The 22,127-nt window shown below is 59.3% G+C and carries 34 protein-coding genes; 3 read left to right on the top strand and 31 right to left on the bottom strand.

Annotation, left to right across the window (positions count from 1 at the left end):
• Positions 1–31 precede the first annotated feature (31 nt).
• Positions 32–976 carry a protein-methionine-sulfoxide reductase catalytic subunit MsrP gene (msrP, locus tag MKZ91_RS29055; RefSeq protein WP_336174493.1) on the top strand — a complete coding sequence of 315 codons (945 nt, stop codon included), beginning with the start codon at positions 32–34 and terminating at the stop codon, positions 974–976.
• Positions 977–978: 2 nt separating this feature from the next.
• Complete coding sequence (msrQ, locus tag MKZ91_RS29050) at positions 979–1,632, top strand: protein-methionine-sulfoxide reductase heme-binding subunit MsrQ (RefSeq protein WP_336174492.1); 654 nt, start codon at positions 979–981, stop codon at positions 1,630–1,632.
• A gap of 132 nt (positions 1,633–1,764) precedes the next feature.
• On the opposite strand, the gene rplQ is transcribed toward msrQ, so the two are convergent.
• The 31 genes from rplQ to rpsL all read right to left on the bottom strand — a co-directional run bounded on the left by rplQ (position 1,765) and on the right by rpsL (position 21,204).
• Positions 1,765–2,190 (bottom strand): 50S ribosomal protein L17, encoded by a 426-nt coding sequence (rplQ, locus tag MKZ91_RS29045; protein ID WP_336174491.1) that lies wholly within the window; start codon positions 2,188–2,190, stop codon positions 1,765–1,767.
• 104 nt (positions 2,191–2,294) lie between these two features.
• A complete protein-coding gene (locus MKZ91_RS29040; RefSeq protein WP_034795592.1) occupies positions 2,295–3,305 on the bottom strand; it encodes a DNA-directed RNA polymerase subunit alpha in 1,011 nt (336 codons plus the stop codon).
• A 103-nt stretch (positions 3,306–3,408) separates the two neighbouring features.
• Positions 3,409–3,798, bottom strand: a complete 390-nt coding sequence (gene rpsK, locus MKZ91_RS29035) for a 30S ribosomal protein S11 (RefSeq protein WP_003536496.1) — start codon at positions 3,796–3,798, stop codon at positions 3,409–3,411.
• Positions 3,799–4,026: 228 nt separating this feature from the next.
• Positions 4,027–4,395 carry a 30S ribosomal protein S13 gene (gene rpsM, locus MKZ91_RS29030; RefSeq protein WP_034795586.1) on the bottom strand — a complete coding sequence of 123 codons (369 nt, stop codon included), beginning with the start codon at positions 4,393–4,395 and terminating at the stop codon, positions 4,027–4,029.
• A gap of 232 nt (positions 4,396–4,627) precedes the next feature.
• Positions 4,628–5,206: an adenylate kinase gene (locus tag MKZ91_RS29025; RefSeq protein ID WP_336174490.1), complete on the bottom strand. Its 579-nt coding sequence runs from the start codon at positions 5,204–5,206 to the stop codon at positions 4,628–4,630.
• On the bottom strand, positions 5,203–6,543 hold the full coding sequence (gene secY, locus MKZ91_RS29020; protein ID WP_336174489.1) for a preprotein translocase subunit SecY: 1,341 nt from the start codon (positions 6,541–6,543) through the stop codon (positions 5,203–5,205). The genes MKZ91_RS29025 and secY overlap by 4 nt, the downstream gene beginning before the upstream one ends.
• A gap of 232 nt (positions 6,544–6,775) precedes the next feature.
• On the bottom strand, positions 6,776–7,246 hold the full coding sequence (gene rplO, locus MKZ91_RS29015; protein ID WP_336174488.1) for a 50S ribosomal protein L15: 471 nt from the start codon (positions 7,244–7,246) through the stop codon (positions 6,776–6,778).
• Between the two features lie 13 nt (positions 7,247–7,259).
• Positions 7,260–7,463, bottom strand: coding sequence for a 50S ribosomal protein L30 (gene rpmD / locus MKZ91_RS29010; protein WP_336174487.1), 204 nt, complete (start codon positions 7,461–7,463; stop codon positions 7,260–7,262).
• A gap of 12 nt (positions 7,464–7,475) precedes the next feature.
• Complete coding sequence (rpsE, locus tag MKZ91_RS29005; RefSeq protein ID WP_336174486.1) at positions 7,476–8,045, bottom strand: 30S ribosomal protein S5; 570 nt, start codon at positions 8,043–8,045, stop codon at positions 7,476–7,478.
• A 137-nt stretch (positions 8,046–8,182) separates the two neighbouring features.
• Positions 8,183–8,545, bottom strand: coding sequence for a 50S ribosomal protein L18 (rplR, locus tag MKZ91_RS29000; RefSeq protein ID WP_336174485.1), 363 nt, complete (start codon positions 8,543–8,545; stop codon positions 8,183–8,185).
• 12 nt (positions 8,546–8,557) lie between these two features.
• Positions 8,558–9,091: a 50S ribosomal protein L6 gene (rplF, locus tag MKZ91_RS28995; RefSeq protein WP_043623391.1), complete on the bottom strand. Its 534-nt coding sequence runs from the start codon at positions 9,089–9,091 to the stop codon at positions 8,558–8,560.
• 46 nt (positions 9,092–9,137) lie between these two features.
• Positions 9,138–9,536 carry a 30S ribosomal protein S8 gene (gene rpsH, locus MKZ91_RS28990; protein ID WP_104667132.1) on the bottom strand — a complete coding sequence of 133 codons (399 nt, stop codon included), beginning with the start codon at positions 9,534–9,536 and terminating at the stop codon, positions 9,138–9,140.
• Positions 9,537–9,548: 12 nt separating this feature from the next.
• Positions 9,549–9,854 carry a 30S ribosomal protein S14 gene (gene rpsN / locus MKZ91_RS28985; protein ID WP_104667131.1) on the bottom strand — a complete coding sequence of 102 codons (306 nt, stop codon included), beginning with the start codon at positions 9,852–9,854 and terminating at the stop codon, positions 9,549–9,551.
• Between the two features lie 34 nt (positions 9,855–9,888).
• The gene (gene rplE / locus MKZ91_RS28980; protein ID WP_077961503.1) at positions 9,889–10,446 is read right to left on the bottom strand and encodes a 50S ribosomal protein L5; all 558 of its coding nucleotides are present in this window, start codon (positions 10,444–10,446) and stop codon (positions 9,889–9,891) included.
• Entirely contained in the window at positions 10,439–10,750 is a 312-nt protein-coding gene (gene rplX, locus MKZ91_RS28975; protein WP_025426674.1) for a 50S ribosomal protein L24, read from the bottom strand. The genes rplE and rplX overlap by 8 nt, the downstream gene beginning before the upstream one ends.
• Before the next feature lie 14 nt (positions 10,751–10,764).
• Positions 10,765–11,133 (bottom strand): 50S ribosomal protein L14, encoded by a 369-nt coding sequence (rplN, locus tag MKZ91_RS28970; RefSeq protein ID WP_034795548.1) that lies wholly within the window; start codon positions 11,131–11,133, stop codon positions 10,765–10,767.
• Positions 11,134–11,311: 178 nt separating this feature from the next.
• Entirely contained in the window at positions 11,312–11,548 is a 237-nt protein-coding gene (rpsQ, locus tag MKZ91_RS28965) for a 30S ribosomal protein S17 (RefSeq protein ID WP_034795546.1), read from the bottom strand.
• A gap of 12 nt (positions 11,549–11,560) precedes the next feature.
• Positions 11,561–11,761 (bottom strand): 50S ribosomal protein L29, encoded by a 201-nt coding sequence (gene rpmC, locus MKZ91_RS28960; protein ID WP_034795543.1) that lies wholly within the window; start codon positions 11,759–11,761, stop codon positions 11,561–11,563.
• A gap of 11 nt (positions 11,762–11,772) precedes the next feature.
• Positions 11,773–12,186 (bottom strand): 50S ribosomal protein L16, encoded by a 414-nt coding sequence (gene rplP, locus MKZ91_RS28955; RefSeq protein ID WP_011975175.1) that lies wholly within the window; start codon positions 12,184–12,186, stop codon positions 11,773–11,775.
• A 38-nt stretch (positions 12,187–12,224) separates the two neighbouring features.
• Entirely contained in the window at positions 12,225–12,959 is a 735-nt protein-coding gene (rpsC, locus tag MKZ91_RS28950; RefSeq protein ID WP_113541392.1) for a 30S ribosomal protein S3, read from the bottom strand.
• The gene (gene rplV, locus MKZ91_RS28945) at positions 12,959–13,348 is read right to left on the bottom strand and encodes a 50S ribosomal protein L22 (RefSeq protein ID WP_057255573.1); all 390 of its coding nucleotides are present in this window, start codon (positions 13,346–13,348) and stop codon (positions 12,959–12,961) included. The genes rpsC and rplV overlap by 1 nt, the downstream gene beginning before the upstream one ends.
• Before the next feature lie 2 nt (positions 13,349–13,350).
• Entirely contained in the window at positions 13,351–13,629 is a 279-nt protein-coding gene (gene rpsS, locus MKZ91_RS28940) for a 30S ribosomal protein S19 (RefSeq protein ID WP_018239488.1), read from the bottom strand.
• Positions 13,630–13,644: 15 nt separating this feature from the next.
• The gene (gene rplB, locus MKZ91_RS28935) at positions 13,645–14,484 is read right to left on the bottom strand and encodes a 50S ribosomal protein L2 (RefSeq protein ID WP_336174484.1); all 840 of its coding nucleotides are present in this window, start codon (positions 14,482–14,484) and stop codon (positions 13,645–13,647) included.
• 43 nt (positions 14,485–14,527) lie between these two features.
• Positions 14,528–14,821: a 50S ribosomal protein L23 gene (locus tag MKZ91_RS28930; RefSeq protein WP_057255571.1), complete on the bottom strand. Its 294-nt coding sequence runs from the start codon at positions 14,819–14,821 to the stop codon at positions 14,528–14,530.
• Positions 14,818–15,438 carry a 50S ribosomal protein L4 gene (gene rplD / locus MKZ91_RS28925; RefSeq protein WP_034795521.1) on the bottom strand — a complete coding sequence of 207 codons (621 nt, stop codon included), beginning with the start codon at positions 15,436–15,438 and terminating at the stop codon, positions 14,818–14,820. Before rplD ends, MKZ91_RS28930 begins: the two co-directional genes overlap by 4 nt.
• A 12-nt stretch (positions 15,439–15,450) precedes the next feature.
• Positions 15,451–16,137 carry a 50S ribosomal protein L3 gene (rplC, locus tag MKZ91_RS28920; RefSeq protein WP_065776811.1) on the bottom strand — a complete coding sequence of 229 codons (687 nt, stop codon included), beginning with the start codon at positions 16,135–16,137 and terminating at the stop codon, positions 15,451–15,453.
• A gap of 139 nt (positions 16,138–16,276) precedes the next feature.
• The gene (gene rpsJ / locus MKZ91_RS28915) at positions 16,277–16,585 is read right to left on the bottom strand and encodes a 30S ribosomal protein S10 (protein WP_003507767.1); all 309 of its coding nucleotides are present in this window, start codon (positions 16,583–16,585) and stop codon (positions 16,277–16,279) included.
• A 320-nt stretch (positions 16,586–16,905) separates the two neighbouring features.
• Positions 16,906–18,081 (bottom strand): elongation factor Tu, encoded by a 1,176-nt coding sequence (gene tuf, locus MKZ91_RS28910; protein WP_336174473.1) that lies wholly within the window; start codon positions 18,079–18,081, stop codon positions 16,906–16,908.
• Positions 18,082–18,151: 70 nt separating this feature from the next.
• Positions 18,152–20,251 carry an elongation factor G gene (gene fusA, locus MKZ91_RS28905; protein ID WP_336174482.1) on the bottom strand — a complete coding sequence of 700 codons (2,100 nt, stop codon included), beginning with the start codon at positions 20,249–20,251 and terminating at the stop codon, positions 18,152–18,154.
• 33 nt (positions 20,252–20,284) lie between these two features.
• Entirely contained in the window at positions 20,285–20,755 is a 471-nt protein-coding gene (gene rpsG, locus MKZ91_RS28900) for a 30S ribosomal protein S7 (protein ID WP_336174481.1), read from the bottom strand.
• Positions 20,756–20,832: 77 nt separating this feature from the next.
• The gene (gene rpsL, locus MKZ91_RS28895) at positions 20,833–21,204 is read right to left on the bottom strand and encodes a 30S ribosomal protein S12 (RefSeq protein WP_003507760.1); all 372 of its coding nucleotides are present in this window, start codon (positions 21,202–21,204) and stop codon (positions 20,833–20,835) included.
• A 563-nt stretch (positions 21,205–21,767) separates the two neighbouring features.
• On the opposite strand from rpsL, the gene MKZ91_RS28890 reads away from it, so the two are divergent.
• A complete protein-coding gene (locus MKZ91_RS28890; RefSeq protein ID WP_336174479.1) occupies positions 21,768–22,064 on the top strand; it encodes a transcriptional regulator in 297 nt (98 codons plus the stop codon).
• The last annotated feature ends 63 nt before the right edge of the window (positions 22,065–22,127 follow it).

Genomic DNA, 22,127 nt, shown 5'->3' with positions numbered 1-22,127 from the left:
CAAGGCTCATAAATCACCCTCGGAAAAGATTATGCCATCCTATCGCCTGCCACGAATCGTCTCCTCCGAAATCACCCCGGAGAGCATTTTCCTCAACCGCCGCACATTCCTCGCAGCCACGGCGGGCGGTGCTGCCCTCCTCGCAGGCAGCGGAGCGGGTCTGGCAGGCGCGCTCAACGCCCCCAAAGGCAAATACGTCGTCGACGAGGATCTGACCCCGGAGGCCGACGTCACGAGCTACAACAACTTCTACGAATTCGGGACCGGCAAGGGCGACCCTGCAGCCAATTCCGCGCCATTCAAACCGACACCCTGGACGGTGACGGTCGATGGTCTGGTCGGCAAGCCGAAGGAATTCGGACTCGAGGAACTCCTGAAGTTCCCGATCGAGGAGCGTGTCTACCGGATGCGTTGCGTCGAAGCCTGGTCGATGGTGATTCCGTGGACGGGTTTTCAGCTTTCGACCCTGCTCGACAAGGTGGAGCCGCTCGGCAGCGCCAAGTATGTTTCCTTCGAAACGGTGGTACGCCCTTCGGAAATGCCCGGCCAGTCCGGCTTTTTCCAGCCGCTGCCGTGGCCTTATCGCGAAGGGCTCAGGCTCGACGAGGCCCGCCACCCCCTCACCCTTTTGTCCGTCGGAGTCTACGGCAAGACGCTACCGAACCAGAATGGCGCTCCAATCCGGCTCGTCACCCCGTGGAAGTATGGCTTCAAGGGCATCAAGTCGGTCGTGCGCATCTCGCTCACGGAAACCCAGCCACCCTCGACCTGGAACCTTTCGGCGCCCAACGAGTATGGCTTCTACGCCAACGTCAATCCGGCCGTCGACCATCCGCGCTGGAGCCAGGCGACGGAGAACAGGATCGGCGGCGGCGGCTTCTTCGGCTCCAATCGCCGTGATACCCTGCCCTTCAACGGCTATGCCGACGAAGTAGCAAGCCTCTATGCCGGCATGGATCTGAGAGCGAACTATTGATCATGGCCCATTTGCCTGCCCTTCCGAAACGCTACCATTCGGCCTCGGTCTGGGCACTCTACGGCCTCGGCCTGCTGCCGGCCGTCTATGCCTTCTATCTCGGCGCGACCGGGCAGCTTCCGGGCAACCCGGTCAAGGAATTCGAGCACCTACTCGGCCTCTGGGCGCTTCGCTTCCTCGTCGCGACCTTGGCGATCACCCCGATCCGCGATCTCTTCGGCGTCAACTGGCTGCGCTACCGCCGGGCGCTGGGACTGCTTGCCTTCTATTACGTGCTGATGCACTTCCTCGCCTACATGCTGCTCGATCAACGGCTAAATTTTTCGGGCATCCTCGCCGATATCGCCCGCCGCCCGTTCATAACCATCGGCATGGCTGCGCTCGTGATGCTGATCCCGCTGGCGCTGACGTCGAACAATTGGTCGATCCGCAGGCTTGGTCCGCGCTGGAACAAGTTGCACCGGCTCGCCTATGTGATCGCCGCGGCCGGCGCCGTGCATTTTGCCATGTCGGTGAAGGTCGTTGGTCCCGAGCAGATGCTCTATCTGGGCCTCGTCGCTACCCTGCTTGCCTGGCGACTGGCGCGCAAACCCTATCTCAAGCGCAAGCGGCAAGTCGCCGGTGTTCCGGTCAGGGCCGCCGCCGGGAAAGCCTGAAGGACTTGACGCCAGCAGCGTCCTGAATGTCAGCGCTTTCAGCGCATCGGCGGCAGGCTCTTCAGTACCGCGCATAAAAAAGCGGCCGGGTGGTCACCACCCGGCCGCTTTGATTTACTGCTTTCGATCGGCTTAGGCTGCTTCAGCAGCTTCGGCTTCAGCGGCAACGCGGGCGAGATCCTTCGCGCCCTTTGCCGAGACGTCGCGGTCAACAAATTCGATGACGGCGAGAGCGGCGTTGTCGCCGTGGCGGAAGCCAGCCTTCATGATGCGCAGGTAGCCGCCGTTGCGGGTGGCGTAGCGCGAAGCGATCGTGTCGAACAGCTTCGAAACGACGGCAACGTCGCGGATCTGCGAGATCGCCTGGCGGCGAGCGTGCAGGTCGCCGCGCTTGCCGAGGGTCACGAGCTTTTCAACGATCGGGCGGATTTCCTTGGCCTTCGGCAGGGTCGTTACGATCTGCTCGTGCTCGATCAGCGAAGCTGCCATGTTGGCAAACATCGCCTTGCGGTGGCTGGCGGTTCTATTCAGCTTGCGGCCGGCTTTAGCGTGGCGCATGGCTATTCTCCTTCAATGCAGGCTTTGCCTGCCGTTTCCTGGCACATACAGGTGCTACACCTGCTGTTTGACGGGGAAAGGCAGAACAAGCTGCCTTTTTTCTGTTAGTACTGGTCTTCGTAACGCTTGGCGAGATCTTCGATGTTCTCGGGCGGCCAGGACGGCACTTCCATGCCGAGGTGCAGGCCCATGGAAGCGAGAACTTCCTTGATTTCGTTCAGCGACTTGCGACCAAAATTCGGCGTGCGGAGCATTTCTGCTTCGGTCTTCTGAATGAGGTCGCCGATGTAGACGATGTTGTCGTTCTTCAGGCAGTTGGCCGAACGGACCGAAAGTTCCAGTTCGTCGACCTTCTTGAGGAGCGCCGGGTTGAAGGCGAGTTCGGTGACTGCCTCTTCCTCTGCTTCCTTCTGCGGCTCGTCGAAGTTGACGAAAACCGACAGCTGGTCCTGAAGGATGCGGGCCGCAAAAGCGATCGCATCTTCACCGGTAACGGAACCGTCCGTCTCGATGGACATCGTCAGCTTGTCGTAGTCAAGAACCTGGCCTTCGCGGGTGTTTTCCACCTTGTAGGACACTTTCTTGACCGGCGAGTACAGGCTGTCGACCGGGATCAGGCCGATCGGAGCATCTTCCGAACGGTTGCGATCAGCCGGCACGTAGCCCTTGCCGTTGTTGACGGTGAACTCCATGCGGATCTCCGCGCCCTCGTCGAGGGTGCAAATCACATGGTTCGGGTTGAGGATTTCGATATCGCCAACCGTCTGGATGTCACCGGCGGTAACAACGCCCGGCCCCTGCTTGCGCACGACCATGCGCTTTGCGTCGTCGCCATCCATCTTGATGGCGATTTCCTTGATGTTGAGCACGATGTCCGTCACATCTTCCCGGACGCCCGGGATAGAGGAGAACTCGTGCAGGACGCCGTCGATCTGCACTGCGGTGACAGCAGCACCGCGCAGCGACGACAACAGAACGCGGCGAAGCGCGTTGCCGAGCGTCAGACCGAAGCCGCGTTCAAGCGGTTCCGCAACCAGCGTTGCCTTGGTGCGGCCGGAGGAGACGAACTCCACCTTGTTCGGCTTGATCAGTTCCTGCCAATTCTTCTGGATCATGTTTTCTGCCTTCCGTTCGTTGTCACCATCCAATCGTGACAACCGAGCCCCGAAGACCGGGAGAGAGCCTCAGCACCCTCACCGGCATGTTGAATGCAAATGATCAGACGCGGCGCTTCTTGCGCGGACGGCAGCCGTTGTGCGGGATCGGGGTCACATCGCGGATCGAGGTGATCATGAAGCCCGCAGCCTGCAGCGCGCGAAGTGCAGATTCACGGCCGGAACCCGGACCGCAAACTTCGACTTCCAGCGACTTCATGCCGTGCTCCTGAGCCTTCTTGGCGCAGTCTTCAGCGGCGATCTGAGCGGCAAACGGGGTCGACTTACGCGAACCCTTGAAACCCTTGGCACCGGCAGACGACCAGGCAATTGCGTTGCCCTGTGCGTCGGTGATGGTGATCATGGTGTTGTTGAACGACGAGTTGACGTGTGCAACGCCAGACGTGATGTTCTTGCGTTCGCGACGGCGAACGCGGGTGGCTTCCTTGGCCATAGGATCCCTTTCTTAGATCTCTGCACCGCCGTAATTCCAGCGGCTCCACCGGGAAAAGGATTTGTCGTCCCCTACCCTGCATACTTCCATTCACAGACCGGAGGAACCGGACCTGCGCATATTTCGCTCGGCCGAGGCCGGCCAAACAATGGTCAGGCAAACACCCTTCCAAACTGCAAAAGGAGGCCGGCGTGAAACACCAGCCTCCTGATCTCCCATGTCGGGAAATTACTTCTTCTTACCGGCAATCGCCTTCGCCGGACCCTTGCGGGTGCGAGCGTTGGTATGGGTGCGCTGACCGCGAACCGGCAGGCCGCGACGGTGACGCAGGCCGCGGTAGCAGCCAAGGTCCATCAGGCGCTTGATGTTCATCGAGGTCTCGCGACGCAGGTCACCTTCGACCTGGTAGTCACGGTCGATCGTTTCGCGGATCTGCAGGACTTCAGCGTCCGTCAGCTGATGCACGCGACGGTCAGCCGGAATACCGACCTTCTCGATGATTTCCTGTGCGAATTTCGGGCCGATCCCGTGAATGTAGGTCAGCGCGATAACTACGCGCTTCGCCGTCGGGATGTTGACGCCAGCGATACGTGCCACGTCTATTCTCCTTGCGTTCCAGTTGCCATCCGGCAATAGGTGCTTCGTTACGCGACCTCGAAGAGCCGCACGTTGATTGAGGTTCGAGACACGTCAAAAACGACCGTACCCGGACTTCATTTTCTTTGAAGACCGCGCCGATCGCTCTCATGTCGCGAGTTGGCGCAGTCTTTGGCGGAATCGGCCGAGAAAGTCAACTCCCCGGCAGTTCCTTTTCGGCAAAGACCAGTGTCTAAGCCAGAATCTTCTCGATCTCGGCGGTGACGGTGTTCACATCCGCCATGCCATCGACCGTTCTGAGCTGCCCCGTGCCGGCATAGTGCTCAGACAAAGGCGCAGTCTTTTCGCGGTACTCGGTCAACCGGCGCTTGAAGGCTTCCGGATTGTCGTCCGAACGAACAGCACCGCCAGCTGCGATGGTCTCCGCTACGCGATTCTCCATCCGCTTCACAAGAGCCGCTTCATCGACCTTCAGCTCGATAACGGCGTCCAGCTTCAGGCCCTTGCCGTCGAGCATCTTGCCGAGCGCAATCGCCTGCGGAACGGTGCGCGGGTATCCGTCGAGGATGAAACCCTTCGCACAGTCCGCCTGATCGATTCGGTCCGACACGATTTCGTTGACGATCTCGTCGGAGACGAGCTGGCCAGCGTCCATGACCGCCTTGGCACGCTTGCCAACTTCGGTCGCCTGGGCAACGGCGGCCCGCAGCATATCACCTGTGGAAAGCTGCGGAATGCCGTATCTCTCCGTCAGAAGCTTGGCCTGTGTCCCCTTGCCAGCGCCCGGCGGTCCCAAAAAAATAAGTCTCATCGTCCCCTCTTTCCTCCGCGCAGCTTCGACTTCTTGATCAGCCCCTCATATTGCTGAGCGATGAGGTGGCCCTGGATCTGTGCTACCGTATCAAGGGTCACGCTGACAACAATCAAAAGCGACGTACCACCAAGGTAGAACGGCACGCCGGTCTGAGCGATCAGAACTTCAGGCAGAATGCAGACGAAGATCAGGTAGATCGCGCCGAGCACGGTGATGCGTGTCAGAACATAGTCGATATATTCTGCGGTGCGCTCGCCCGGGCGGATACCCGGAATGAAGCCGCCGTGCTTCTTGAGGTTATCGGCCGTATCCTTCGGGTTGAAGACGATGGCCGTGTAGAAGAAAGCAAAGAACGCAATCATCGCGCCGTAAAGCACCATGTAGAGCGGCTTGCCGTGGCCGAGCGCGCTTACGATGCTCGTTGCCCAGCCCGGCAGCGTCGCCGTATTGGCGAAGCCTGCAAGCGTTGCCGGCAGCAAAAGCAGCGACGATGCGAAGATCGCCGGGATAACACCCGAGGTGTTCAGCTTCAGCGGAAGGTGCGAGGTATCGCCCTGGAACATGCGGTTACCGACCTGGCGCTTCGGGTACTGGATCAACAGTCGACGCTGCGCCCGCTCGACGAAGACGATAAGCGCGATGACGCCAACGACCATGACGATGATTGCAAGGATCAGCGGCGTCGACAGAGCGCCGGTGCGGCCAAGTTCGAGCGTGCCGGCCAGAGCCGTCGGCAGATGCGCGACGATACCGGCGAAGATGATCAGCGAGATACCGTTACCGATGCCACGCGAGGTGATCTGCTCACCGAGCCACATCAGGAACATGGTGCCGCCGAGCAGCGAAATGACGGTCGAAATGCGGAAGAACCAACCTGGATCGTTGACGAGGCCGTTGCCGCTCTCGAGGCCGACAGCGATGGCGTAAGCCTGCGCCGTACCCAGAAGCACCGTGCCGTAACGGGTGTACTGGTTGATGATCTTGCGGCCCTGCTCGCCTTCCTTTTTCAGCTGTTCCAGCGCCGGAACGACGGAGGTCATCAGTTGAACGATGATCGAGGCAGAGATGTAGGGCATGATGCCGAGCGCGAAGATCGCCATGCGCTCAACTGCACCGCCCGAAAACATGTTGAAGAGGCCGAGGATACCGCCGCTCTGGCCGCGGAATGCCTGGGCAAACGCGTCCGGGTTAAGACCGGGCAGCGGGATATAGGTGCCAAGACGGTAAACCAGAAGCGCACCAAGCGTGAACCAAAGCCGTTTCTTCAGATCTTCCGCCTTGGCGAAAGTCGAGAAATTCAGGTTCGAGGCGAGCTGTTCCGCTGCAGAAGCCATGCAATTCTCCGCGTACCAAATCTCGGAATCAGCGGGAACACCCGGTCCGTTCCGGAAGGAGTAACTTTTCGTCTTGAAAACCGGACGCGAGGCGATTGTGTCTGCAATCGGATGCCTCACCGTGGTTTCCGCTATGTCCGCGCAGCGAGTGATTCGCGCCTGCGGACGTGAGGCTCACATATGGGAGCAAAACCGCCCGGAGTGAAGCACCCCGGGCGGTTCATCAATAATATTATTCAGCGGCCGCTGCGAGCAGCTTGACCGAACCGCCGGCCTTTTCGATCTTTTCGATCGCCGACTTGGAAGCGCCTGCAACTTCGAGCGAAACCTTCGCCTTCAGTTCGCCGTCAGCGAGAACGCGGACGCCGTCCTTTTCGCGACGGATGACGCCGGCAGCCTTGAGGGCTGCGGCATCGACGGTCTTGGAAGCATCGAGCTTCTTGGCGTCGATTGCCGTCTGGATGCGGCCGAGCGACACGACAACAAACTCCGAAGCGAAGATGTTGTTGAAGCCGCGCTTCGGCAGGCGACGGTAGATCGGCATCTGGCCGCCTTCGAAGCCGTTTATGGCGACGCCCGAACGAGCCTTCTGACCCTTTACACCGCGGCCGGCCGTCTTGCCGGAGCCCGAGCCGATACCACGGCCAAGACGCTTGCGGCTGTGGGTCGAGCCTTCGTTGTCCTTGATTTCATTGAGTTTCATGAGCGTATCCCCCTCACTTCTCGTCGACGACGCGAACGAGGTGCTGGACGGTCCGGATCATGCCGCGGACGGACGGAGTGTCTTCCAGCGTGCTAACCCGGTGCATCTTGTTGAGGCCCAGGCCGATAAGCGTCGCACGCTGTACGGCCGGACGGCGAATGGGGCTACCGATCTGCTCGACGGTAACCGTCTTCATGGCGACTTCTTTCTTAGCCATCTGTCAGCTCCCTTATTCTTCGGAAGCAGCGCCGGAGGCGACACGACGAGCCTGGAGCGTAGCGTACTTCATGCCGCGCTGAGCTGCGATGTCCTTCGGGTGCATCTGGTTCTTGAGGGCGTCGAAGGTTGCACGAACCATGTTGTAGGGGTTCGACGAACCGGTCGACTTCGCAACGACGTCATGAACGCCGAGCGTTTCGAAGACGGCGCGCATCGGGCCACCTGCGATGATACCGGTACCGGCCTTGGCCGAACGCAGCAGCACCTTGCCGGCGCCGTGACGGCCATGGACGTCGTGATGCAGGGTACGACCACCACGCAGCGGGACGAAGATCAGGTCGCGCTTGGCAGCTTCAGTCGCCTTGCGGATGGCTTCCGGCACTTCGCGTGCCTTGCCATGACCGAAGCCGACGCGGCCCTTCTGGTCGCCAACGACGACGAGAGCGGCGAAACCGAAACGACGACCGCCCTTCACCACCTTGGCGACGCGGTTAATTGCTACGAGCTTATCGACAAATTCGCTGTCGCGCTCTTCACGGCCCTGGCGCTCATCGCGCTGGCCACGTTCTTTCTGTGCCATTGTCCTCTTCCTTTTTCTTTTCCGGGTGCAATCGGCAGATTGACTTTAAGCCGCTTCCCCTCTTTTCGAGATGGAAACGGCTTGAGATTTGCGAAACCGGCTGGAGAGCCCGGGCTAAAGCGCCCGGGCATTTGAACTTAGAAGTTCAGGCCGCCTTCGCGAGCTGCCTCGGCCAGCGCCTTGACGCGGCCGTGGTAGATGAAGGCGCCGCGGTCAAAGACAACGTCCTTGACGCCAGCCTTCGAGGCACGCTCCGCGAGGAGCTTGCCAACAGCCGTAGCGGCTGCCGAGTCTGCGCCGGTCTTCAGCGAAGACCGCAGATCGGTATCAAGGGTCGAAGCCGAAGCAAGGGTCTTGCCCGCAACGTCATCGATGATCTGCGCGTAGATGTTCTTCGACGAGCGATGAACCGACAGGCGCGGACGGCCGTTGGCGACCGCCTTGATTTGACGGCGCACGCGGCTGGCGCGACGCACAAGAGTATCTTTCCTGCTAGCCATTTCGCGTGATCCTTACTTCTTCTTGCCTTCTTTGCGGACAATCCGCTCTTCGGCATACTTGACGCCCTTGCCCTTGTAGGGCTCGGGGCCACGGTATTCGCGGATTTCCGCGGCAACCTGGCCGACCTGCTGCTTGTTGATGCCGGACACGATGATTTCGGTCGGCTTCGGAACAGCAATCGTGATGCCTTCCGGGGTCTGGTAGACGACGTCGTGGCTGAAGCCGAGCGCCAGTTGCAGGTTCTTGCCCTGCATCGACGCGCGATAACCAACGCCGTTGATTTCGAGCTTGCGCTCGTAACCATCCTTGACGCCCTTGAAGATGTTCTCGATCATCGTGCGGGACATGCCCCACTTCGAACGAGCATCCTTGCTCTGGCTGAGCGGCTGAACAACAACCGCATTTTCTTCGAGCTTTACCGAGACTTCGTCGTTTGCAACGAAGAACAGTTCGCCCTTCGGGCCCTTCGCCGTTACCTTCTGGCCATCAACGCTTGCCGTGACGCCTGCCGGAACCTGAACGGGCTTCTTACCGATACGAGACATTTTTATACCTGTCTGTTCGCTATGGAGAACTTGCTACCGTCTTCAATTAGAAGACGGAGCAAAGGATCTCGCCACCAACATTCTGTTCGCGTGCCTGGTGATCGGCCATCACGCCCTTCGGGGTCGAAAGGATGGTGATGCCGAGGCCGTTCGCGACCTGCGGAATGGACTTAACCGAGACATAAACTCGGCGGCCCGGCTTGGAAACGCGTCCGATCTCACGGATTACGGAAGCGCCTTCGTAGTACTTCAGCTCGATGTTCAGCTCGGTCTTGCCGTTGCCGAATACGACTTCAGAGTACCCGCGGATGTAGCCTTCAGCCTGAAGGACATCCAGCACACGTGCGCGGAGCTTCGAAGCCGGCGTCGAAACACTCGACTTGCGGCGGGCCGCACCGTTGCGGATACGGGTGAGCATATCGCCCAGCGGATCAGTCATTGCCATGTGCCCGTCTCCTTACCAGCTCGACTTGACGACGCCCGGCACCTTGCCGAGGTTGCCCAGTTCGCGAAGCGCAATACGCGACATACGAAGTTTACGATAGAAGGCGCGCGGACGGCCGGTAACTTCGCAACGGTTGCGGATGCGGGTCTTGGATCCATCGCGCGGCAGACCTGCCAGCTTGATGGTTGCCTTGAACCGCTCTTCAATCGGCAGAGACTGGTTCATGATGGTCGCCTTCAGAGCGGCACGCTTTGCAGCCTGCGAGGCAACCAATTTGCGGCGGCGCTTGTTCTTTTCAACTGCGCTCGTTTTCGCCATTACAGTTATCCTTCTTTACGCTTGTCGTTACGGATTACTGACGGAACGGGAAGTTGAACTCTGTGAGCAGAGCGCGAGCTTCGTCGTCGTTAGTTGCCGTCGTGCAAACGATGATGTCCATGCCCCACATCTGATCAACCTTGTCGTAGTTGATCTCAGGGAACACAATGTGTTCCTTGACGCCCATGGCGAAGTTGCCACGTCCGTCAAAGGACTTCGGGTTGAGGCCACGGAAGTCGCGAACGCGCGGAAGCGCAATGTTCACGAGGCGATCGAGGAACTCAAACATCCGAACGCCGCGCAGGGTAACCTTGGCACCAATCGGCATGCCTTCGCGAAGCTTGAAGCCTGCGATGGAGTTGCGAGCGCGGGTGATTACCGGCTTCTGGCCAGCAATTGCAGCGAGGTCAGCAGCAGCAACGGACGGCTTCTTCGAGTCGCCCGTCGATTCGCCAACACCCATGTTGATGACGATCTTGTCGAGACGCGGGATCTGCATTTCGTTGGCGTAGGAGAACTTCTCCTGCATAGCCGCACGAATACGCTCGACATATTCCTTCTTGAGCCGGGGCTCATAAGCGGACTTAGCCATCGATCACTACTCCCGAACGCTTGGCCACGCGGACCTTCTTGTCACCGTCGATCTTGAAGCCGACGCGGGTCGGCTTGCCGTCCTTCGGATCGGCAATCGCGATGTTCGAAAGATGGATCGAGGCTTCCTTGTTGATGATGCCGGCTTCCTGGCTCTGGGTCTGGCGCTGGTGACGCTTCACCATGTTGACGCCACGCACAACAGCCCGGTCTTCCTTCGGCATAACCTGGACTACTTCGCCGGTACGGCCCTTGTCCTTACCGGTGAGAACGACGACTTTGTCGCCTTTGCGAATCTTTTGCATCTCTCAACGCTCCCTTAGAGTACTTCTGGAGCCAGCGAGATGATCTTCATGTGGTTCTTGGCGCGGAGTTCGCGCGGAACCGGTCCGAAGATACGGGTGCCGATCGGCTCTTTCTTGTTATCGATAAGAACGGCTGCGTTGGTGTCAAAACGGATGACAGAGCCATCCGGACGGCGGATGTCCTTCGCAGTGCGAACGACAACAGCCTTCATGACATCACCCTTCTTTACGCGGCCGCGCGGAATGGCTTCCTTGATCGAAACGACAATGATGTCGCCGACCGACGCATACTTGCGCTTGGAGCCGCCCAGCACCTTGATGCACATGACACGACGCGCGCCGGAATTATCCGCCACGTCGAGGTTTGTTTGCATCTGAATCATGTCAGGTCGCCTTCTTGTTGTTACCAGGCCGGTTGGGTCGAAACCCCCTCGCCTGGCTTATAGTGCTCATCTCAAAGCAAAAGAACGCCCGGAATCGAGCGTTCCCCTGCTTCAATTGCGTGCTTCATACAGGTATTTGCCCAAGACGCAAGGGTCTTCAGGACAAAACCTGCAGAAATCAAGCGTGGGCGGCGACTACCGTCCAGCGCTTATCCTTCGAGATCGGCGCGCATTCCTCAATGGAAACAACGTCACCAACCTTGTACTGGTTGTTTTCGTCGTGCGCCTTGTACTTCTTCGAACGGCGAACGGTCTTCTGGAGGATCGGGTGCGCAAAGCGGCGCTCGACCCTGACGACGACGGTCTTGTCGTTCTTGTCGCTGACAACAGTGCCCTGCAGAATGCGTTTCGGCATATTTTCTGGTCCTTAGGCCTTGGCTTCTGCCGCCTTCTGGCGGGCAATGGTTTTGACGCGTGCGATGTCCTTGCGGACTTCGTTGATACGCGAAGACTTTTCGAGCTGGCCGGTTGCCTTCTGGAAGCGCAGGTTGAACTGCTCCTTCTTCAGCTTGGCGAGCTCTTCGTTGAGTTGATCAGCGCTCAGAGCGCGAACATCTACGGCTTTCATGAGTTCACTCCTTACTCTGCGATACGCTGCACGAAGCGCGTCTTGACAGAGAGCTTGGCAGCGCCAAGACGAAGTGCCTCACGGGCAAGTTCTTCGCTGACACCATCGATCTCAAACATCATACGACCAGGCTTGACCTTGCATGCCCAGTATTCGACCGAGCCCTTACCCTTACCCATGCGGACTTCCGTCGGCTTGGCGGTAACGGGGACGTCGGGGAACACGCGGATCCACACACGGCCGGCGCGCTTCATGTGACGCGTGATCGCGCGGCGGGCCGCTTCGATCTCGCGCGCATTCACGCGGTTGGGTTCCTGAGCCTTCAGGCCGAATTCGCCGAAAGCGAGATCAGATCCGCCCTTGGCTACGCCCTTGATGCGGCCCTTGAACTGCTTGCGATACTTCGTACGCTTTGGCTGCAACATTTTTTTACTTCTCCGATATTGGCTGCCAAACGCGAATGTTACGCGTTTTCACGACGGCGGTCACGATCGCCACGGTCGCGATCACGGCCAGCCGGGCCCTGGTTGTCACTTTCGATCGCGCGACGCTCGGAAGCCATCGGATCGTGCTCAAGGATTTCGCCCTTGAAGATCCAGACCTTGATGCCGCAGATGCCGAAAGCGGTTTCCGCTTCAGCCGTGCCGTAGTCGATGTCCGCACGCAGGGTGTGCAGCGGAACGCGACCTTCGCGGTACCATTCGGTACGAGCGATTTCGGCGCCACCGAGGCGACCGGCGCAGGTGATCTTGATGCCTTCGGCGCCAAGACGCATGGCCGACTGAACAGCGCGCTTCATCGCACGGCGGAAAGCCACGCGGCGCTCGAGCTGCTGGGCGATCGACTGTGCAACGAGCGTTGCGTCAACTTCCGGCTTGCGCACTTCAACGATGTTGAGGTGCGTTTCGGAGTTGGTCATCTCGGAAAGCTTCTTGCGGAGCTTTTCGATGTCGGCGCCCTTCTTGCCGATGATGAGACCCGGGCGCGCCGAGTGGATCGTAACGCGGCACTTCTTGTGCGGGCGCTCGATGACGACCTTGGCAATGCCAGCGGCCTTCAGCTCTTCCATCAGGTAAGCGCGGATCTTCAGGTCTTCATGAAGAAGCTGGCCGTACTCCGCGTTGTCCGCAAACCAACGGCTATCCCAAGTCCGGTTGATGCCGAGACGGAAACCGATCGGATTAATCTTCTGACCCATTATGCGGCCTCCCCTTTGGCTTCCACTTCACGGACGACGATCGTCAAGTGCGAGAACGGCTTTTCGACGCGCGATGCACGACCGCGACCACGGGCGTGGAAGCGCTTCATGACGATCGACTTGCCAACGTAAGCTTCTGCAACGACGAGCGAATCGACGTCGAGATCGTGGTTGTTCTCGGCGTTCGCGATTGCAGATTCAAGGGTCTTCTTGACCGTTTCTGCGATGCGCTTGCGCGAGAATTCCAGTTCGGCCAGAGCGCGGTCGACCTTCTTGCCGCGGATCATCGCGGCAACCAGGTTGAGCTTCTGGGGGCTGACGCGGATCGTGCGCGCAATTGCCTGCGCCTCATTATCCTTCAGCCGGCGTTCGGCTTTTGCCTTGCCCATTGTTACTTCCTCTTTGCCTTCTTGTCCGCGCCATGACCGTAGTAGGTCCGGGTCGGAGAGAATTCACCAAACTTATGTCCGACCATGTCTTCGTTGACGCTGACCGGAACGTGCTTGCTGCCGTTGTAGACGCCGAAGGTGAGGCCAACAAACTGCGGAAGGATCGTGGAGCGGCGGCTCCAAATCTTGATCACTTCGTTACGGCCGCCTTCGCGGACCTTCTCAGCCTTCTTGAGAAGATAACCGTCAACGAACGGACCTTTCCATACTGAACGAGTCATTCGAGACTTCCTCTCTTACTTCTTCTTCTGGTGGCGCGAGCGCATGATGAACTTGTCGGTCGACTTGTTCGAGCGCGTACGCTTACCCTTCGTGGGCTTGCCCCACGGGGTAACCGGGTGACGACCACCCGAGGTACGGCCTTCACCACCGCCGTGCGGGTGGTCAACCGGGTTCATGACGACGCCGCGAACGTGCGGGCGCTTGCCGCGCCAACGCGAACGACCAGCCTTACCGTCGTTGATGTTGCCGTGGTCGGGGTTCGATACAGCGCCGATCGAAGCAAGGCAGGAGCCGTGCACCAGGCGCTGCTCGCCCGAGTTCAGGCGGAGGATAGCCATGCCCTGGTCACGACCAACGAGCTGAGCGTAGGTACCGGCCGAACGTGCCAGCTGACCACCCTTGCCCGGCTTCATCTCCACATTGTGGATGATCGAGCCGACCGGGATGAACTGGAGCGGCATGGTGTTGCCCGGCTTCACGTCGACAGCCGACTTTTCCGAAGCGATGACCTTGTCGCCGGCAGCGAGGCGCTGCGGAGCGAGGATGTAGGCCTGTTCGCCATCGGCGTAGTTGACCAGCGCGATGAACGCGGTGCGGTTCGGGTCATATTCCAGACGCTCGACGGTGCCTTCAACGTCGAACTTGCGACGCTTGAAGTCGACCAGACGGTAGGTCCGCTTGTGACCGCCGCCCTGGAAGCGGACGGTGATGCGACCGAGGTTGTTGCGACCGCCCTTGGAGGACAGGCCTTCGGTCAGCGCCTTCACCGGCTTGCCCTTGTAGAGGCCGGACCGGTCAACGATGACCAGCTGACGCTGGCTCGGGGTCGTCGGATTGAAATTTTTCAATGCCATTTTCTTGTTCCCTTTTGGGTTTTTACCCTAATGGGCCTATCCGTTAGAGACCGGTGGAGACGTCGATGGACTGACCGTCGGCGAGCGTGATGATCGCCTTCTTCACGTCCTTCTGCTTTCCGGCAAAGCCGCGGAAACGCTTCGTCTTGCCCTTGCGGACGAGCGTGTTGACGGCCGTAACCTTGACGCCGAACAGAGCTTCGACAGCAGCCTTGATCTCAGGCTTCGAAGCGTCCTTGGCGACATTGAAGACGACCTGGTTCTGTTCGGAAACCAGCGTCGACTTTTCGGTGATCGAGGGGGACACGATCACGTCGTAGTGGCGAAGATCCGTCATTTGAACCGCTCCTCCAGAGCTTCCACGGCAGCCTTGGAAAGCACGAGCTTGCCACGGCGCAGAATGTCGTAAACATTGATGCCCTGAACCGGCAGAACGTCCACGTTCGGGATGTTCTGGGCTGCGAGCTTGAAGTTGTTCTCGATCTCGGCGCCGCCGATGATGAGAGCATTGGTGAGGCCGAGCGACGCGAATACGCCGGCGAGAGCCTTCGTCTTGGCTTCCTTGGCAACGAGATCGTCAATGACGATGATCTCTTCTGCCTTCAGCTTGGCCGAGAGCGCATGGCGCAGACCGAGTGCGCGAACCTTCTTCGGAAGGTCATGGGCGTGGCTGCGGACAACCGGGCCATGAGCCTTACCACCGCCACGGAACTGCGGAGCACGAGCGGAGTGGTGGCGGGCGCGGCCCGTACCCTTCTGCTTGTACATCTTGGCGCCGGTGCGGGAAACTTCAGCGCGGCCCTTGGCCTTGTGCGTGCCCTGCTGCTTCTTGGCGAGCTGCCAGCGAACGACGCGGGCAATGATGTCTTCACGGGGTTCGAGGCCGAAAATGGCGTCAGAAAGGGAAACCTTTCCCGCGTCCTTGCCCTCGAGGGTTTTGACGTTGAGATCCATTATTCGGCTCCCTTACTTCGATGCTTCGGCGCGCACAGCGGCCGGACGCGGAGCGCCTTCCGGAGTGCCCGACTTGATGGCGTCACGAACGACGATCCAGGCACCCTTGGAGCCGGGGACAGCGCCCTTGACCAGGATCAGACCGCGATCTTCATCGGTCGATACGACTTCCAGGTTCTGGGTGGTAACGCGCGTCTGGCCCATGTGACCAGCCATGCGCTTGCCCTTCCAAACACGGCCCGGATCCTGGTTGGAACCGGTAGAACCATGCGAGCGGTGCGATACGGAAACGCCGTGCGTTGCACGCAGACCGCCGAAGTTGTGGCGCTTGATGGCGCCAGCAAAGCCCTTACCGATCGTGGTACCGGTGACGTCAACGAGCTGACCGGCAACGAAATGGTTCGCCGTCAGTTCGAGACCGATGTCGATCAGGTTGTCCGCGGAAACGCGGAACTCGACGAGCTTCGCCTTCGGCTCGACGTTGGCAGCAGCAAAATGGCCGCGCATCGCCTTCGGCGTGTTCTTGACCTTGGAGCGGCCAGCACCGAGCTGGACAGCAACGTAGCCGTTCTTTTCTTCCGTGCGCTGGGCCACCACCTGGCAGTTTTCCAGCTTCAATACTGTAACCGGGATATGCTCACCGGCGTCGTTATAGACGCGGGTCATTCCCACTTTCTGTGCAATCACACCTGAACGCATCGGTTCATTCCTCTTGAGAGTTAGCGACGGGACAAAGCCCCTTCGCATCTCTGGTTTAAGGTCTCCTCGAGATCATCCGATCTTGAGGTCGCCCGTTTTCGGAAGCCGTTGGACCGGGGTCCACGTACCTTCCTTGTTATTAAAGCTTGATTTCCACGTCGACGCCGGCCGCCAGATCGAGCTTCATCAGCGCGTCAACGGTCTGCGGGGTCGGGTCTACGATATCGAGAAGGCGCTTGTGGGTGCGCATTTCGAACTGTTCACGGCTCTTCTTGTCGACGTGCGGCGAGCGGTTGACCGTAAACTTTTCAATGCGCGTCGGCAGCGGTACGGGACCGCGCACGCTTGCACCGGTACGCTTTGCAGTCGACACGATTTCACGCGTCGAGGCGTCGAGGATCCGGTGATCAAACGCCTTGAGGCGGATGCGGATGTTCTGGCCGTTCATACGACTTATCCTTGTTCAGGTTACTTGCGGTTTCCGTGGAAAAACACGCAGTGAACTTCGTTTAATTTCGGCCAGTCCGCTAACTTTTCAAAGATCGGAGGGACAGGGTTTCCCCTGCCCCTTCCTATTTGAGCGGCCGTGGCCGGCCTGACTTTTTGTGAGCGCACAACGTCGAAGCACCGTGCAAATCACGCGTGGGCGCCATTTGCACTATTTCGTCGTCTTCGGCAAGCCGTGCGACCAACTAAATCTTTCGGGGCGGGTATGTTCGAGGCGCATAGCACATGCGCCTCGCCTCTTCCCGCCCTCAGTCTCGTCGATTACTCGACGATCGAGGCAACGATGCCTGCGCCGACGGTACGGCCGCCTTCGCGGATCGCGAAGCGCAGCTTTTCTTCCATCGCGATCGGAACGATCAGCTCGACGTCAACCGTGACGTTGTCGCCCGGCATAACCATTTCCGTGCCTTCCGGCAGGGTGACGATGCCCGTCACGTCCGTCGTGCGGAAGTAGAACTGCGGACGGTAGTTGGTGAAGAACGGCGTATGACGGCCGCCTTCTTCCTTCGTCAGGATGTAGGCTTCAGCCTTGAACTTCTTGTGCGGCTTGACCGAACCGGGCTTGCAGAGAATCTGGCCACGCTCAACGCCGTTACGGTCGACACCGCGCAGCAGCGCGCCGATGTTGTCGCCAGCCTGGCCCTGGTCGAGCAGCTTGCGGAACATTTCAACGCCCGTGCAGGTCGTCTTCGTCGTCGGACGGATGCCGACGATTTCGATTTCTTCGCCGACCTTGACGATACCGCGCTCAACGCGACCGGTCACAACCGTACCACGGCCCGAGATCGAGAACACGTCTTCGATCGGCATCAGGAACGGCTGGTCGATCGGACGCTCAGGCGTCGGGATGTAGGCGTCAACAGCGGCCATCAGCTCGCGGATCGCGTCTTCGCCGATCTTCTTGTCCGAATCTTCCAGAGCAGCAAGAGCCGAGCCCTTGATGATCGGAATGTCGTCGCCCGGGAATTCGTAGGACGACAGCAGTTCGCGAACTTCAAGCTCGACGAGCTCGAGAAGCTCGGCGTCGTCAACCTGGTCAACCTTGTTGAGGAACACGACGATGGCCGGAACGCCAACCTGGCGAGCGAGCAGGATGTGCTCGCGGGTCTGCGGCATCGGGCCGTCAGCAGCCGAGCAAACCAGGATCGCGCCGTCCATCTGCGCCGCACCCGTGATCATGTTCTTGACGTAGTCGGCGTGGCCGGGGCAGTCAACGTGGGCGTAGTGACGGTTCGGCGTCTCATATTCAACGTGGGCCGTCGAAATGGTGATACCACGGGCCTTTTCTTCCGGAGCGGCGTCGATCTGGTCATACGCCTTGAACTCGCCGAAGTACTTCGTGATCGCTGCCGTCAGCGACGTCTTGCCATGGTCAACGTGGCCAATCGTGCCAATGTTAACGTGCGGCTTGTTGCGCTCAAATTTGCTCTTTGCCATTTCCGGCTCTCCGTTTTCTATCCCCTATCGGGGAAAACTCTTAATCTCTGTCAGCGTCTGGGTATTCCGGTCACTTCTGACCGGAATACTTCGCCTGGATTTCCTGCGCGACGTTCGACGGAACCGGCGCGTAGTGATCGAAGGTCATCGTGTACTGCGCACGGCCCTGAGACATCGAACGCAGGTTGTCGACGTACTTGAACATGTTCGCGAGCGGTACGTTTGCGCTGATCACAACAGCAACGCCACGCGATTCCTGGCCCTGGATCTGGCCACGGCGGGAGTTCAGGTCGCCGATAACGTCACCGACGTAGTCTTCCGGCGTTACGACTTCGACCTTCATCATCGGCTCAAGAAGCTGTGCACCAGCCTTCTTGGCGGCTTCACGGAAGCAAGCACGCGATGCGATTTCGAAGGCCAGAACCGACGAGTCGACGTCGTGGAATGCGCCGTCGATGAGGGTCGCCTTGACGCCCAGCATCGGGAAGCCCGCGAGCGGACCCGAAGACAGTACACTTTCGATACCCTTCTGAACGCCCGGGATATATTCCTTCGGAACAGCACCGCCGACGATCTTGGACTCGAACTTGAAGTCTTCGCCATCCGGGTTCGGTTCGAACACGAGCTTGACGCGCGCGAACTGACCGGTACCACCGGACTGCTTCTTGTGCGTGTAGTCTTCTTCGTGCAGACGCGTGATGGTTTCGCGGTAAGCAACCTGCGGGGCGCCGACGTTTGCTTCAACCTTGAACTCGCGACGCATGCGGTCAACGATGATGTCGAGGTGAAGTTCGCCCATGCCTGCGATGATCGTCTGACCGGATTCCTGGTCGGTCTTGACGCGGAACGACGGGTCTTCAGCAGCCAGGCGGTTGAGCGCGAGGCCCATCTTTTCCTGGTCGCCCTTGGACTTCGGCTCGATCGCGATCTGGATAACCGGCTCAGGGAACTCCATGCGCTCGAGGATAACCGGCTTCAGCGGGTCGCAGAGCGTGTCACCCGTGGTGGTTTCCTTGAGGCCAGCCAGAGCAACGATGTCGCCGGCAAAGGCTTCTTCGATGTCTTCACGGCTGTTGGAGTGCATCTGCAGCATGCGGCCGACGCGCTCGCGCTTGTCCTTGACCGTGTTCATGACCGACGAGCCCTTCTCGAGCTTGCCCGAGTAGATGCGCGCAAAGGTCAGCGAGCCGACGAAGGGGTCGTTCATGATCTTGAACGCCAGCATCGAGAGCGGCTCGGCATCATCAGCGTGACGCTCGATTTCAGCTTCGGTCTTGGCGTCGATGCCCTTGATCGCCGGAATGTCGAGCGGCGACGGCAGGAAGTCAACAACGGCGTCGAGAAGCGGCTGAACGCCCTTGTTCTTGAACGCGGTACCACAGAACATCGGGTGGAACTTCACGTCGATGGTGCCGCGGCGAACGAGTTCGCGGATCTTGTCGTTCGACGGCATGTTGCCTTCGAGGTAGGCTTCCATCGCAGCTTCGTCAATCTCGACAACGGTCTCGATCAGCTTTTCGCGATATTCTTCGGCCTTGTCCTTCATGTCGTCCGGGATCTCGACGACGTCCCACTGGGCGCCGAGAGATTCGTCGCGCCAGACAAGAGCGTTCATCTCGATCAGATCGATAACGCCCTTGAAGTCGCTTTCAGCGCCGATCGGCAGCTGCATGACGACAGCGGTCGCACCAAGACGGGTCTTGATCATCTCGACCGAGCGGTAGAAGTCCGCGCCGGTCTTGTCCATCTTGTTGCAGAAGATCATGCGCGGAACGTTGTACTTCTCAGCCTGACGCCAGACGGTCTCCGTCTGCGGCTCAACGCCTGCGTTGGCATCGAGCAGTGCGATCGCGCCATCGAGAACACGCAGCGAACGCTCGACTTCGATCGTGAAGTCAACGTGGCCGGGGGTGTCGATGATATTGAAGCGGCGGGTCTTGCCGTCACGGCCCTTCCAGAAGGTCGTGGTCGCAGCAGACGTGATGGTGATACCGCGTTCCTGCTCCTGCTCCATCCAGTCCATGGTAGCGGCGCCGTCGTGGACTTCGCCGATCTTGTGGGACTTGCCGGTGTAGTAAAGGATGCGCTCGGTCGTCGTGGTCTTGCCAGCGTCGATGTGCGCCATGATACCGAAGTTACGGTAGTCTTCGATTTTATATTCGCGTGCCATAGTGGACTGCCTCTTGAGACGTTCGCGCAGGAATTACCAGCGATAATGCGAGAACGCACGGTTGGCATCAGCCATCTTGTGCGTGTCTTCGCGCTTCTTCACGGCGCTACCACGGTTGTTCGCTGCGTCCATGAGTTCGCCGCAGAGGCGATCGACCATGGTCGTTTCGTTGCGCTTGCGTGCGGCCGTGATCAACCAACGGATGGCGAGGGCCTGGCGACGCTCCGGACGAACATCGACCGGAACCTGGTAAGTAGCACCACCGACGCGGCGCGAACGCACTTCAACGTGCGGCGCAATGTTGTCGAGCGCGGAATGGAATACGGCAATCGGCTCCTGCTTCAGCTTGGCCTGAACCGCATCGAACGCGCCGTAAACGATGCTTTCCGCAACGGACTTCTTGCCGTGCAGCATGATGGCGTTCATGAACTTCGTGACAACCAGATCGCCGAACTTCGGATCCGGATTGATCTCACGCTTTTCTGCTTTATGACGTCGGGACATACTTCTCGTCTCTTAAACTGTGTCAGCGCTTTACCACGCGGAGGACCTCGCGCAGCGCCAGGATTTTCGAAACCGAATTACTTCGGACGCTTTGCACCGTACTTCGAACGGCGCTGCTTACGGTTCTTGACACCCTGGGTATCGAGAACACCACGGATGATGTGGTAACGAACGCCCGGAAGGTCCTTAACGCGGCCGCCACGGATCATTACAACCGAGTGCTCCTGAAGGTTGTGACCTTCACCCGGAATGTAGCCGATGACTTCGAAGCCGTTCGTCAGGCGGATCTTGGCAACCTTACGGAGAGCCGAGTTCGGCTTCTTCGGGGTCGTCGTGTAAACGCGGGTGCAAACGCCACGCTTCTGCGGGTTTTCCTGCAGAGCAGGAACCTTGTTGCGCTTTACCTGTGCCTGACGAGGCTTACGGATCAGCTGGTTTACGGTAGGCATATACCCATCCCTTGCAAAATCTTTTCACGTTACCCTTGCGGGCGGATCATTGCCGTCGCCGGCGATGTCGAACGCCTCATGAAATGCGCAAAACAGGGGCCGATCCGCCTTTCCGCAGATGGCCCCAAATAAAGCAGAGGACGCACTATTTCGCGCGTCTTGCGTGCAGCATTGTAGTCGTCGGCGTGCGTTTCGAACCTTGTTTGAGGCGAACTCCAGAACGCGACGTTCCGAACCAGCCAGCCTCACATGGGCTCCGATGCGGCGGGGTGTACTGATTTCAAGGCCAACAGTCAAGGGCAATTAAGAAATAATGTGTCCCGCCCATGGCCGATATGCCTGCAAAACAAGGCTTTTGCACATGGTATGCCACCGGATCGCGTTGGCAACCGTCCCTCGACATCAGCAGTGTCAGACAGGGTTAAGGAATCGGCAACCACTTTGTGGGGGTTTTCCACCGTCTTTGAGTCGCCCTGCGCGGAAGCTTGTATCAGGTCGCATTTCCGTCGCGCCGGACCAAAAAGGACGCTAAGGTCGCGACAGCCCAATCGAAAGGATTAAGAATGGCCGTCACCCCTGACAACGACAATGCCCCGGACGAACCGATGGTCTTCATCATCATCGGCAAGGCCTATGAGACCGACGGCGACGAAGACGGCGTGGACATTCACGTGATGCTGAAGGCACCCGACGACGACACCGCCGTTCGTGAAGCGCTCAACGCCCTTGCGGAAGAAGGCTTCCTCGAGGCTGACCTGGACCAGATCGGCACCTTGACCGATGTCCCGAGCGAGGAGCCCCACGCCTCGGCTTATCAGGGCGCGCTCGAGGGCGAAGTGGCGATTATCCGCTTCAATTGATTTCCGCGAGATCGGTCTCTTGCGCACCTCCCGCGCGAAGGCACCGCTGCATGTTGACCTTGA

Source organism: Ensifer sp. MJa1 (assembly GCF_037026475.1).
Lineage (GTDB): Bacteria > Pseudomonadota > Alphaproteobacteria > Rhizobiales > Rhizobiaceae > Ensifer.
The sequence above is the reverse complement of the archived record's forward strand: the minus strand, read 5'-3'. Positions and strand labels throughout refer to the sequence as shown.

What these genes read in the sequence shown, in the direction of transcription:
- fusA (WP_336174482.1), bottom strand. Translation starts at nt 20,251, where the DNA reads ATGGCACGCGAATATAAAATCGAAGACTACCGTAACTTCGGTATCATG.
- rpsJ (WP_003507767.1), bottom strand. Translation starts at nt 16,585, where the DNA reads ATGAACGGCCAGAACATCCGCATCCGCCTCAAGGCGTTTGATCACCGG.
- rplX (WP_025426674.1), bottom strand. Translation starts at nt 10,750, where the DNA reads ATGCAAAAGATTCGCAAAGGCGACAAAGTCGTCGTTCTCACCGGTAAG.
- tuf (WP_336174473.1), bottom strand. Translation starts at nt 18,081, where the DNA reads ATGGCAAAGAGCAAATTTGAGCGCAACAAGCCGCACGTTAACATTGGC.
- rpsQ (WP_034795546.1), bottom strand. Translation starts at nt 11,548, where the DNA reads ATGCCGAAACGCATTCTGCAGGGCACTGTTGTCAGCGACAAGAACGAC.
- rpmD (WP_336174487.1), bottom strand. Translation starts at nt 7,463, where the DNA reads ATGGCTAAGAAAGAAGTCGCCATGAAGACGGTTACCGTCGAGCAGATC.
- rplN (WP_034795548.1), bottom strand. Translation starts at nt 11,133, where the DNA reads ATGATTCAGATGCAAACAAACCTCGACGTGGCGGATAATTCCGGCGCG.
- rpsN (WP_104667131.1), bottom strand. Translation starts at nt 9,854, where the DNA reads ATGGCGAAAACGAGCGCAGTTGAAAAGAACAAGCGCCGCCGCAAATTG.
- rpsC (WP_113541392.1), bottom strand. Translation starts at nt 12,959, where the DNA reads ATGGGTCAGAAGATTAATCCGATCGGTTTCCGTCTCGGCATCAACCGG.
- msrP (WP_336174493.1), top strand. Translation starts at nt 32, where the DNA reads ATGCCATCCTATCGCCTGCCACGAATCGTCTCCTCCGAAATCACCCCG.
- rplB (WP_336174484.1), bottom strand. Translation starts at nt 14,484, where the DNA reads ATGGCATTGAAAAATTTCAATCCGACGACCCCGAGCCAGCGTCAGCTG.
- rplD (WP_034795521.1), bottom strand. Translation starts at nt 15,438, where the DNA reads ATGGATCTCAACGTCAAAACCCTCGAGGGCAAGGACGCGGGAAAGGTT.
- rplR (WP_336174485.1), bottom strand. Translation starts at nt 8,545, where the DNA reads ATGGCTAGCAGGAAAGATACTCTTGTGCGTCGCGCCAGCCGCGTGCGC.
- rpmC (WP_034795543.1), bottom strand. Translation starts at nt 11,761, where the DNA reads ATGAAAGCCGTAGATGTTCGCGCTCTGAGCGCTGATCAACTCAACGAA.
- rplC (WP_065776811.1), bottom strand. Translation starts at nt 16,137, where the DNA reads ATGCGTTCAGGTGTGATTGCACAGAAAGTGGGAATGACCCGCGTCTAT.
- rplV (WP_057255573.1), bottom strand. Translation starts at nt 13,348, where the DNA reads ATGGGCAAGGCAAAAGCCGAACGCCGGCTGAAGGATAATGAGGCGCAG.
- rpsG (WP_336174481.1), bottom strand. Translation starts at nt 20,755, where the DNA reads ATGTCCCGACGTCATAAAGCAGAAAAGCGTGAGATCAATCCGGATCCG.
- rpsH (WP_104667132.1), bottom strand. Translation starts at nt 9,536, where the DNA reads ATGGCAATGACTGATCCGCTGGGCGATATGCTCACCCGTATCCGCAAC.
- MKZ91_RS29025 (WP_336174490.1), bottom strand. Translation starts at nt 5,206, where the DNA reads ATGAGACTTATTTTTTTGGGACCGCCGGGCGCTGGCAAGGGGACACAG.
- MKZ91_RS29040 (WP_034795592.1), bottom strand. Translation starts at nt 3,305, where the DNA reads ATGATCCAGAAGAATTGGCAGGAACTGATCAAGCCGAACAAGGTGGAG.
- rplO (WP_336174488.1), bottom strand. Translation starts at nt 7,246, where the DNA reads ATGAAACTCAATGAAATCAAGGACAACGAAGGCTCGACCCACAGCCGC.
- rpsL (WP_003507760.1), bottom strand. Translation starts at nt 21,204, where the DNA reads ATGCCTACCGTAAACCAGCTGATCCGTAAGCCTCGTCAGGCACAGGTA.
- secY (WP_336174489.1), bottom strand. Translation starts at nt 6,543, where the DNA reads ATGGCTTCTGCAGCGGAACAGCTCGCCTCGAACCTGAATTTCTCGACT.
- rplQ (WP_336174491.1), bottom strand. Translation starts at nt 2,190, where the DNA reads ATGCGCCACGCTAAAGCCGGCCGCAAGCTGAATAGAACCGCCAGCCAC.
- MKZ91_RS28890 (WP_336174479.1), top strand. Translation starts at nt 21,768, where the DNA reads ATGGCCGTCACCCCTGACAACGACAATGCCCCGGACGAACCGATGGTC.
- MKZ91_RS28930 (WP_057255571.1), bottom strand. Translation starts at nt 14,821, where the DNA reads ATGACGGATCTTCGCCACTACGACGTGATCGTGTCCCCCTCGATCACC.
- rplP (WP_011975175.1), bottom strand. Translation starts at nt 12,186, where the DNA reads ATGTTGCAGCCAAAGCGTACGAAGTATCGCAAGCAGTTCAAGGGCCGC.
- rpsS (WP_018239488.1), bottom strand. Translation starts at nt 13,629, where the DNA reads ATGACTCGTTCAGTATGGAAAGGTCCGTTCGTTGACGGTTATCTTCTC.
- rplE (WP_077961503.1), bottom strand. Translation starts at nt 10,446, where the DNA reads ATGGCTAAGTCCGCTTATGAGCCCCGGCTCAAGAAGGAATATGTCGAG.
- msrQ (WP_336174492.1), top strand. Translation starts at nt 979, where the DNA reads ATGGCCCATTTGCCTGCCCTTCCGAAACGCTACCATTCGGCCTCGGTC.
- rpsK (WP_003536496.1), bottom strand. Translation starts at nt 3,798, where the DNA reads ATGGCCAAGGAAGCCACCCGCGTTCGCCGTCGCGAACGCAAGAACATC.
- rpsE (WP_336174486.1), bottom strand. Translation starts at nt 8,045, where the DNA reads ATGGCACAGAAAGAACGTGGCCAGCGCGATGAGCGCCAGGGCCGTGAA.
- rplF (WP_043623391.1), bottom strand. Translation starts at nt 9,091, where the DNA reads ATGTCTCGTATCGGTAAGAAGCCCGTTCAGGTTCCGGCAGGCGTCACG.